An 8906-nucleotide genomic window follows, 5' to 3' on the forward strand; every position below is an offset into this window, starting at 1 on the left:
GGGCCGATCCCCGGGTACCGGCCGGACCGGGCCGAGGCGCTCCACCAGGCCCAGACGCGCGGCTTCAAGACGACGCCGCAGGGCCAGGGCAAGGACCAGGCCAAGGGCAAGGACCAGGACAAGAGCGGCAAGGGCAAGAAGTAGCCCGGCCTTTCCTTCGACGCGCCAGAGCTGGAGCGAGAACGCATGAGTCAGATCTCACGGCAGGAATATGCCGGAATGTACGGCCCGACCACGGGCGACCAGATCCGGCTGGGTGACACCGACCTCTACATCGAGATCGAGAAGGACCTGCGGGTCCTCGGTGACGAGGTCATGTACGGCGGTGGCAAGACCCTGCGCGACGGCATGGGCAGTGCCAGCCAGGCCACCAGCGCCGAGGGCGTGGTGGACCTGGTGATCACCAATGTGACGATCGTCGACGCGCTGGTCGGCGTGGTCAAGGCGGACGTGGGGATCAAGGACGGCAGGATCGCCGGGATCGGCAAGGCCGGCAACCCCAACATCATGGACGGGGTGACGCCGGGCCTGGTGACCGGTCCGGGCACCGACGCGATCTCCGGTGAGCACCTGATCCTGACCGCCGGCGGCATCGACGCGCACGTCCACCTGGTCACCCCGCAGCAGGTGTGGGCCGCGCTCAGCAACGGCGTCACCACCCTCTGGGGCGGCGGCACCGGGCCCACCGACAGCACGAACGGCGTCACCATCACGCCCGGCCCGTGGAACATCCAGAACATGATGCGGTCCTTCGAGGACCTGCCGATCAACATCGGCCTGCTGGGCAAGGGCAACAGCAGCGGCCGGGCGCCGCTCGTCGAGCAGATCATGGCCGGGGTGCCCAGCTTCAAGATCCACGAGGACTGGGGCGCACCGCCCGCGGTGATCCGGTCCTGCCTGGCCGTGGCCGACGAGTACGACGTCCAGATCAGCATCCACACCGACACGCTCAACGAGAGCGGCTACATCGAGGACAGCATCGCCGCCTTCGAGGGCCGGACCATCCACACCTTCCACACCGAGGGCGCCGGTGGCGGGCACGCGCCGGACATCATCAAGGTCGCCGGCCAGATGAACGTGCTGCCCGCGTCGACCACGCCCACCGTGCCGTACGGCATCAACAGCCAGTCCGAGCTGTACGACATGATCATGGTCTGCCACAACTTCAACCCGAAGGTGCCCTCGGACGTCGCCTTCGTGGAGAGCCGGATCCGCACCGAGACCATCGCCGCCGAGGACGTGCTCCTCGACGAGGGCGTCATCTCGATGATGCAGAGCGACTCGCAGGCCATGGGCCGGGTGGGGGAGACCTGGCTGCGCACGATCCAGCTCGCCGGCCAGATGAAGAACGTCCGCGGCAAGCTGGCCGAGGACTCCGACGCCAACGACAACTTCCGCGTCCTGCGCTACGTCGCCAAGATGACCATCAACCCGGCGATCACCCAGGGCGTCTCGCACGTCATCGGCTCGGTCAGTCCGGGCAAGCTCGCCGACCTGGTGCTCTGGGAACCCGCGTTCTTCGGCACGAAGCCGAAGATGGTGCTCAAGGGCGGCATGATCGCCTGGTCGATCATGGGCGACCCGAACGCGTCGCTGCCCACCCCGCAGCCGGTCTACTACCGGCCCATGTTCGGCGCCACCGGCTCCCAGCTCGCCAGGAACTGCGTGACGTTCGTGTCCCGCGCCGCGCACGAGTCGGGTGTGGCCGAGCGGCTCGGCCTGCAACGGCAGGTCATGCCGGTCTACGGCTGCCGCAACCTGACCAAGCGCGACATGGTGCGCAACGACCGTACGCCGAAGCTCGAAGTCGACCCGGAGACCTTCGCCGTGAAGATGGACGGCGTGCACGCGACAGTGCCGGCGGCCAAGAACCTCCCCCTCAGCCAGCTCTACTTCTTCAGCTGACCCGGCGCGGCGCCCGCCCCGGCCGGACCGGCGGCGGGCCGCGTGAAAGGAGAACAGATGCTCGTCGAAACGGTACTCGGCAACGTGAACGAGCCGGCCTGGACCGAGCGGCTCCGGGAGGCCAAGGTCGACGACCTGGTCCTCGACCAGTGGGACGCCCAGAAGAGCCGGCTGCGCCGGACCACCAGCCTCGGCACCGAACTGGCGCTGTCGCTGGCCCGCGGCGTACGGCTGCGTGACGGCGACGTCCTCGCCTGGGACGACGCCACAGCGACCGCGGTGGTGGCCCGGATCGCGCTCGGCGAGGTGATGGTCGTGCACCTCGACACGCTGCACGGGGAGTCCCACGAGATGGTGGTCCGCTCGGCCGTCGAACTCGGCCACGCGATCGGCAACCAGCACTGGCCGGCGGTGGTGAAGGGCACCAAGATGTACGTCCCGCTCACCGTGGACCGCAAGGTCATGGACTCCGTGATGCGCACCCACGCGTTCACCGGTCTCACCCACGAGTTCATCCCCGGCACCGAGATCATCGCGTACCTGGCCCCGCACGAGTCGCGGCGCCTGTTCGGCGGGGCCGACTCGACCCCGCACACGCACCTGCCCGCCGATCTGAACTGAGGGGCCGGGTGTCCACGGTGACCGAGGCCCTGAAACTGCTCCAGTTCGGTGACTCGGTCTTCCCGGTCGGCGCCTTCTCCTTCTCCAACGGACTGGAGACGGCCGTCGAGCAGGGCGCGGTGCACGACCGGACCACGTTGCGGGAGTTCGTGCGTACCGTCACGCGCGCCGCCGCCACCGGCGACGGGGTGGCGCTGCTCGTGGCGCACCGCGCCGCCCGCGCCGGTGACCTCGACCGGATCCGGGCGGCCGACGAGGCCGTACACCTGCGCAAGATCAACGAGGAGACGCGGACGATGACCGTCCGCATGGGGCGCAAGCTGGCCGAGGCCGCCGAACGGGTGGTGGGGGAGTCCCTGCTGCGCAAGCGCCTCGCGGAGAGCGGTGGCGGCGTCCCGGTCACCTACCCGGTCGCGATCGGCGTGCTCTTCGCCGAACTCGGCGTGGGCGAGGCGGACGCGTTCGCCGCCCACCAGTACGGCGCGGCGTCGATGGTGCTCGGCGCGGCGGTCCGGCTGATGCGGGTGGACCACCTCGACACCCAGTCGATCCTCTTCGCGGTCAACGAGCGGGTCGGCGAGGACTACGAGGAGGTGCGCACCGCCGGGCTCGACGACATGCAGAGCTTCGCGCCGCACCTCGACCTGCTGGCCGGCGCGCACCAGCACGCACACGTACGGATGTTCATGAGCTGAGCGCTCATCCACCTGAAGGGCTTCGGAAATGAAATCAGCGAGTCGGATCGGTGTCGGCGGCCCGGTGGGCAGTGGCAAGACGGCCATCATCGAGGCCGTCGTGCCCCGCCTGGTCGAGCAGGGCCTGCGCATCCTGGTCATCACCAACGACGTGGTCACCACCGAGGACGCCAAGCACGTCCGCCGCGCCCTGACCGGCGTGCTGGTGGAGGAGCGCATCATCGGGGTGGAGACCGGCGCCTGCCCGCACACCGCGGTACGCGAGGACCCCAGCATGAACCTCGCCGCGGTGGAGGACATGGAGGCGCGGTTCCCGGACAGCGACGTCGTGCTGATCGAGAGCGGCGGCGACAACCTCACGCTCACCTTCAGCCCCGCGCTCGTCGACTACTTCATCTACGTGATCGACGTGGCGGCCGGCGACAAGATCCCGCGCAAGAACGGTCCGGGCATCTCCAAGTCCGACATCCTCGTGATCAACAAGACCGACCTGGCCCCGTACGTCGACGCCGACCTGGACGTGATGGCCCGCGACGCCGAGCTGATGCGCGGCGGCAAGCCGTTCGTGTTCACCAACTGCAAGACCGGCGAGGGCATCGACGACCTGGTGGACCTGGTCCGCCGCAACGCGCTGTTCGACGCCGAAGTGCTCGCATGACCACTCTGGACTCCGTCCGGGAACTCGCGCCGTACCAGGACCAGCCGGCGCAACTGCCGGCCGCCGCGAACGGCAAGGTGGGCATCCTCCGGCTGGGGTTCGAGCGGCGCGAGGACCGGACGATCCTGCGCGACGTCTACCGGCAGTCCCCGCTGCTGGTGCAGCGCGCCCTGTACTGGGACGAGGAGATGCCGGGCCTGCCCTGCGTCATGATCCTCACCACCTCCGGCGGCGTGCTCCAGGGCGATCGGCTGCGCATCGACGTCGACCTCGGGCCCGGCGCGCAGGCGCACCTGGTCACCCAGGCCGCCACCAAGATCCAGGAGATGGACGCCAACTACGGCACCCAGACCCAGAGCTTCACCCTGGCGCAGGACGCCTACCTGGAGTTCCTGCCCGAACCGGTGATCCCGTTCCGGCGCAGCCGGTTCGTCTCCGACACCGTGGTCCGGCTGCCGGAGACCGCCACCATGCTGTACGCCGAGGTGCTCCAGCCCGGCCGCAAGTACTACCGCCAGGGCGAGATCTTCGCGTACGACCTGTTCTCCACCACGCTGCGGGCCGAACGGCCGGACGGACGGCCGCTGTTCGTCGAGAAGTTCGTGATCACTCCCGGCCGCTTCCCGGTGTCGCGGATCGGGATGATGGACCGCTTCCACGTCTTCGGCAACGTCGTGCTGCTCACCGACCCGGACCGGGCGGCCCGGGTCTTCGAGCGCACCGCGACACCGGTGTGGGACGAACAGACGCCGCTGGCCACCGCGGTCAGCCGGCTGCCGAACGACGCCGGCCTGGTGTTCAAGGTGCTCGGCCAGGAGACCGAGCCGGTCCGCGCCGCGGTCCGCGCGTTCTGCGTGGCCGCCCGCGAAGAGGTGACCGGCTGCACCTTCCCGCCGGTCTTCAGCTGGCGTTGAGCGAGGAGAAGACCGACATGGCCGACATCGGACGAGGCTGGCACCACCTGGCCGACCGGAACCCGCTGGTCCGGTTCGTCGACGCGTGCCTGCGCGGCGCCGCCCAGGTGGTGCTGCAGAACAATCCGCTGAGCGGCCTGCTCATCCTGATCGCGCTCGCCTGGGGCGCGTTCGAGAACGGGACACCCCGGGTGTTCGGCGGCGGCGTGCTCGGCCTGGTCGTGGGCACCGCCACCGCGCTGGCACTGCGGGTGGACCTGGGAAGCTGGCGTAAGGGCCTGTTCGGCTTCAGCCCGCTGCTGACCGGACTCGCGGTGCCCACGTTCCTCGACCAGCGCCCGCTGATGTGGCTCTACCTCGTGCTCGGCGCGATCGGCACGGTGGTGGTCACGCTCGCCCTCAACGCCGTCTTCACACGTTGGAACCTGACCGCCTACACGTTCCCGTTCGTGCTCACCACCTGGTTCCTGCTGATGGGGGCGTACCAGTTCGACAGGTTCACGGTGCTCACCAAGCTGACGCCGAAGTTCCCCGGTGAGGGGCCACTGAGCGGCGGCACGTTCGACGGGGGCCTGATCCCGACCTTCCTCAAGGGCGTGTCCCAGGTCTACCTGATCGAGAGTTGGGTCACCGGACTGCTCATCCTCGTCGCCCTGCTGATCAACTCCCGGTGGTCGGCGCTGTTCGCGGTGATCGGCACCGTCGGCGCGACGCTGCTGGCGCTCTGGTTCGGCGCCGACGGCGCGTCGCTGGACAAGGGCCTGTTCGCCTTCAACGCGGTGCTGACCGCGATCGTGGTGGGCGCTGTCGCGCACCGCCCCGGCGCTCTGGTGACCGTCTACACGCTGTTCGGCATCGCACTCACGCTGTTCGTGCAGATGGCGCTGACCACCATGCTCACCCCGCTCGGCATCCCGGTGCTGACCGGTCCGTTCAACATCGCCGCCTGGCTGTTGCTGCTGCCGGACCGGCACTTCGCGCCGATGCCCAACCACGAACGGGTGGAGGACACCGCCCTGTCCACCGTTCGCGACTCCGTCCACCTGCGAGACAAGGGGGGAAACCATGTCCGCTCCGAACGCGGGTGACACCGCCTGGGTGCTTGTGTGCGCCGGCCTCGTCCTGTTCATGACGCCGGGCCTGGCCGCGTTCTACGGCGGCATGGTCCGCACCCGCAACGTGCTGGCGATGCTGCAACAGAACATGATCGCGCTGGGCGTGGTCAGCCTGACGTGGGTGCTCGTCGGCTACACCATCGCCTTCGGCGACGACGCCGGCAGCGGGCTGTTCGGCAACCTGGAACTGTTCGGGCTGACCGACCTGAAGGTGCCGCCCGCACCCAACCTGCACGTGGTCGACGGCCGGATCACCATCCCGACGCTGGCGTTCGTGCTGTTCCAGATGATGTTCGCGGTGATCACGCCGGCGCTCGTCACCGGCGCCACGGCGGGCCGGCTGAAGTTCGGCGGCTGGGTGCTGTTCCTCGCGGTCTGGTCGGTGGTGGTCTACGCGCCGATCGCGCACTGGCTCTGGCACCCCGGCGGCTGGCTGGCCAAGTTCGGCACCCAGGACTGGGCCGGCGGGCTCGTCGTGCACGCCAGCGCCGGCGCCGCCGTGCTGGCCGTCCTGCTCGTCGTCGGTCGCCGCCGGGACTGGCCGCACACGGCCGCACCACCGAACTCGATCCCGCTGACGATCGTCGGCGCGGGCATCCTCTGGTTCGGCTGGTTCGGCTTCAACGGTGGCGACGGCCTCCAGGCCAACGGCCTGGCCGCGCAGGCCGTCCTCAACACGCACCTCGCCGCCGCCGCGGCGATGCTGGTCTGGCTGGCGCTGGAACGCGTCACCGACGGGCACAGCACCGTCGTGGGCGCGGTCTCCGGCGCGGTCGCGGGCCTGGCGACGGTCACCCCGACCGCCGGGTACGTCAACGCGGCCTCGGCCGTCGCGATCGGCGCGCTGGCCGGTCTGGTCTGCCACTTCGCGCTGAAGCTGAAGTACCTGCTGCGCCTCGACGACGCGCTGGACGTGCTCGCCGTGCACTTCGTCGGCGGCATGCTCGGCACGCTCCTGCTCGGCCTGTTCGGCAACAGCGGGGTCAACCCGCTCGGCGCCGACGGGCTGTTCCTCGGCGGCGGGGGCGGCCTGCTGTGGCGCCAGCTCGTCGGCGTGGTGAGCGTTGTCGCGTTCTCCTTCGTCCTGACCTGGCTGATCGCCGCCGGGGTGCAGGCGCTCATCGGCCTGCGCGTGCCGCTCGCCGACCAGGAACGTCTGGACCAGGCGCAACAGGGCGCTGACGCGTACCACCTGGGCGGCGTCACCAGCCTGACCGCGCCGGGGGCGCCCCGGCGCCGTACCGGAGCGACGCCGGCCGGCGAACCGGCCGTGCCGCCCGGCCAGCGGGTACGGGTGGTCACCGCGTTGCTGGAACCGGATCCGGCGGCGAACAGCGCCGACCTGCGCGACGCGCTGCTGCGCGCGGGTGCGATCTCGGTCATCGTCAGCGACGCCGCCGTGGCGACGACGACGCCGCAGGCGAGCCTGCTGCCGCGTGGCTACTGGCAGGACCAGCCGCTGTCGGCCCGGTTGCGCGTCACGGTGCTGATCGGTGCCGACGGGGTGGGGGCGGTGCTGGACGAACTGGACCGGATGGGGGCCCGCCGGAGCGACACGTTCGTGCAGGAGGCGGAACGCGTCCAATCCTGACAGTCCGCGGATCGGTGCCGGCGGGCAGCTCACCGGAGGAGGTCACGACAGGCCCTCGTGACCTGTATGGGATGGCGCTGGGTCACCTCAATCAACAGTGGCTGATGCCCTGAGGGCCGGAATGGAATCGATCTTCTGGACGCTGAGGCTTTCCCAGTAGATGCCGGCCGGGCGCTGGGTTCGGCGGCACTCGATCATCTCGTCCGGCGTGACGATCAAGTCGACCCGGAAGTCGTGCGACGACTCGGGAAGCGGTCCTTCAACGACCTGTAGCGAATGCACCGTCGTTGCGAGGATGGTGGAGGGGCCGACCAAGCCGGCCTCGGTGAGCAGGGCGACCTCGATGTCCGAGTAACCCGCGCCCTTTCCGATCCGTACCCCGTCACGATTGACCGCAACGCTGCACCTCGCGTTTTGCCTCATCGATGTTCATGTGCCTCCTCATGACGACATCAGAGCGAGAGTCCGAGGCGACCTCTGCCACAGTCGTCATCGGCTCACGCCGTCCCGTTCTCCCGCAGGTGCTGCAACATCTGACCGACCAGCCCAGGGGTGATCGCGAGGGTGGTCGTTGACTCGGCGCTGTACTCGGCCCCTCTGCTGTCGACGACGACGGCTCCCGCCTCGCGGGCGATGGCCACCCCGGCTGTCATGTCCCAGGTGTGGTTGGAGAGGGTGATGGCGGCGTCGATCTTCCCCTCCGCCAACCAGACGAGATCCACTGCCGCTGATCCACTCATCCGCACGCGCTGCACCGTCGCGGCGAGCCGCGCCATCAGTGCCAGCCGGATCCGATTCTTGTTCGCGGCATCCGCTCCGACGGCGAAATCGCCGATCCCTACGACGGCTTCGCCCAGGCTGGTGGTGTCGCTCACCTTGACCGGCTTGCCGTTCGCGAATGCCCCACAACCCTCGGCGGCCCAGTATCGAGCACCGAGGAAGGGTAGGTCCACGACGCCGAGGGCTGGACGTGTTCCGTGGAGTAAGCCGAGGGAGATACCGCACAAGGGGAGACCGCGAACGAAATTGATCGTTCCGTCGACCGGATCAAGCGTCCATTGCAAATCCCCGGTGCCGCTGGCTCCCTCCTCCTCCCCGAGGAAGGCAATGCCGGGCGTCGCATCGCGCAGGAACGATCGAAGGTCTCGTTCAATCGCGTAGTCGACATCCGAGACGAGATCGCGGTCGCCCTTACTGGTAGAGGTGACTGGTGCCTGGCGGCGCATGAAGGTGGCTGCCCGACCAACAGCATCGAGGGCGACCGGCAGCAGCTCACGATACGAGGTCACAGTTGGCGGCTCCGCTCCCACTGAGAGCGTGTTTGAGATCGGGTTGATCAGGTCCAGGTGAAGGTGCGGCGGGCTTGGCGGCGTGCGGGTTGGCCGCGGGTGATGCGGCGGGTCATGC

General features: G+C 69.2%; 9 protein-coding genes. 7 read left to right on the forward strand and 2 right to left on the reverse strand.

What is annotated here, in order from left to right; all coding sequences use genetic code 11:
- The first annotated feature begins 186 nt into the window (after positions 1–186).
- From ACFYON_RS17120 to ACFYON_RS17150, 7 genes are read left to right on the forward strand one after another with little or no spacing between them, the layout of a single operon-like run.
- Positions 187–1905, forward strand: a complete 1719-nt coding sequence (locus ACFYON_RS17120) for an urease subunit alpha (RefSeq protein ID WP_354870025.1) — start codon at positions 187–189, stop codon at positions 1903–1905.
- A gap of 57 nt (positions 1906–1962) precedes the next feature.
- Positions 1963–2526 (forward strand): urease accessory protein UreE, encoded by a 564-nt coding sequence (gene ureE / locus ACFYON_RS17125; RefSeq protein WP_354870027.1) that lies wholly within the window; start codon positions 1963–1965, stop codon positions 2524–2526.
- 17 nt (positions 2527–2543) lie between these two features.
- Positions 2544–3221 (forward strand): urease accessory protein UreF, encoded by a 678-nt coding sequence (locus ACFYON_RS17130; RefSeq protein WP_354870030.1) that lies wholly within the window; start codon positions 2544–2546, stop codon positions 3219–3221.
- Positions 3222–3249: 28 nt separating this feature from the next.
- Positions 3250–3879: an urease accessory protein UreG gene (gene ureG, locus ACFYON_RS17135; RefSeq protein ID WP_354870033.1), complete on the forward strand. Its 630-nt coding sequence runs from the start codon at positions 3250–3252 to the stop codon at positions 3877–3879.
- Positions 3876–4793 (forward strand): urease accessory protein UreD, encoded by a 918-nt coding sequence (locus ACFYON_RS17140; RefSeq protein ID WP_354870035.1) that lies wholly within the window; start codon positions 3876–3878, stop codon positions 4791–4793. The genes ureG and ACFYON_RS17140 overlap by 4 nt, the downstream gene beginning before the upstream one ends.
- 17 nt (positions 4794–4810) lie before the next feature.
- The gene (locus tag ACFYON_RS17145) at positions 4811–5881 is read left to right on the forward strand and encodes an urea transporter (RefSeq protein WP_354870037.1); all 1071 of its coding nucleotides are present in this window, start codon (positions 4811–4813) and stop codon (positions 5879–5881) included.
- On the forward strand, positions 5859–7499 hold the full coding sequence (locus ACFYON_RS17150; protein WP_354870039.1) for an ammonium transporter: 1641 nt from the start codon (positions 5859–5861) through the stop codon (positions 7497–7499). The genes ACFYON_RS17145 and ACFYON_RS17150 overlap by 23 nt, the downstream gene beginning before the upstream one ends.
- Positions 7500–7586: 87 nt before the next feature.
- Here the strand turns inward: ACFYON_RS17150 and ACFYON_RS17155 are convergent, their stop codons facing one another.
- A complete protein-coding gene (locus tag ACFYON_RS17155) occupies positions 7587–7922 on the reverse strand; it encodes a 5-formyltetrahydrofolate cyclo-ligase (RefSeq protein ID WP_354870041.1) in 336 nt (111 codons plus the stop codon).
- Between the two features lie 74 nt (positions 7923–7996).
- The coding region (locus ACFYON_RS17160; protein ID WP_357709018.1) for an inositol monophosphatase family protein at positions 7997–8906 on the reverse strand (910 nt) is incomplete at its 5' end.

Source organism: Micromonospora sp. NPDC005686 (assembly GCF_042871665.1).
GTDB lineage: Bacteria > Actinomycetota > Actinomycetes > Mycobacteriales > Micromonosporaceae > Micromonospora.

What these genes read in the sequence shown, in the direction of transcription:
- ACFYON_RS17120 (WP_354870025.1), top strand. Translation starts at nt 187, where the DNA reads ATGAGTCAGATCTCACGGCAGGAATATGCCGGAATGTACGGCCCGACC.
- ACFYON_RS17155 (WP_354870041.1), bottom strand. Translation starts at nt 7,922, where the DNA reads ATGAGGCAAAACGCGAGGTGCAGCGTTGCGGTCAATCGTGACGGGGTA.
- ureE (WP_354870027.1), top strand. Translation starts at nt 1,963, where the DNA reads ATGCTCGTCGAAACGGTACTCGGCAACGTGAACGAGCCGGCCTGGACC.
- ureG (WP_354870033.1), top strand. Translation starts at nt 3,250, where the DNA reads ATGAAATCAGCGAGTCGGATCGGTGTCGGCGGCCCGGTGGGCAGTGGC.
- ACFYON_RS17145 (WP_354870037.1), top strand. Translation starts at nt 4,811, where the DNA reads ATGGCCGACATCGGACGAGGCTGGCACCACCTGGCCGACCGGAACCCG.
- ACFYON_RS17150 (WP_354870039.1), top strand. Translation starts at nt 5,859, where the DNA reads ATGTCCGCTCCGAACGCGGGTGACACCGCCTGGGTGCTTGTGTGCGCC.
- ACFYON_RS17140 (WP_354870035.1), top strand. Translation starts at nt 3,876, where the DNA reads ATGACCACTCTGGACTCCGTCCGGGAACTCGCGCCGTACCAGGACCAG.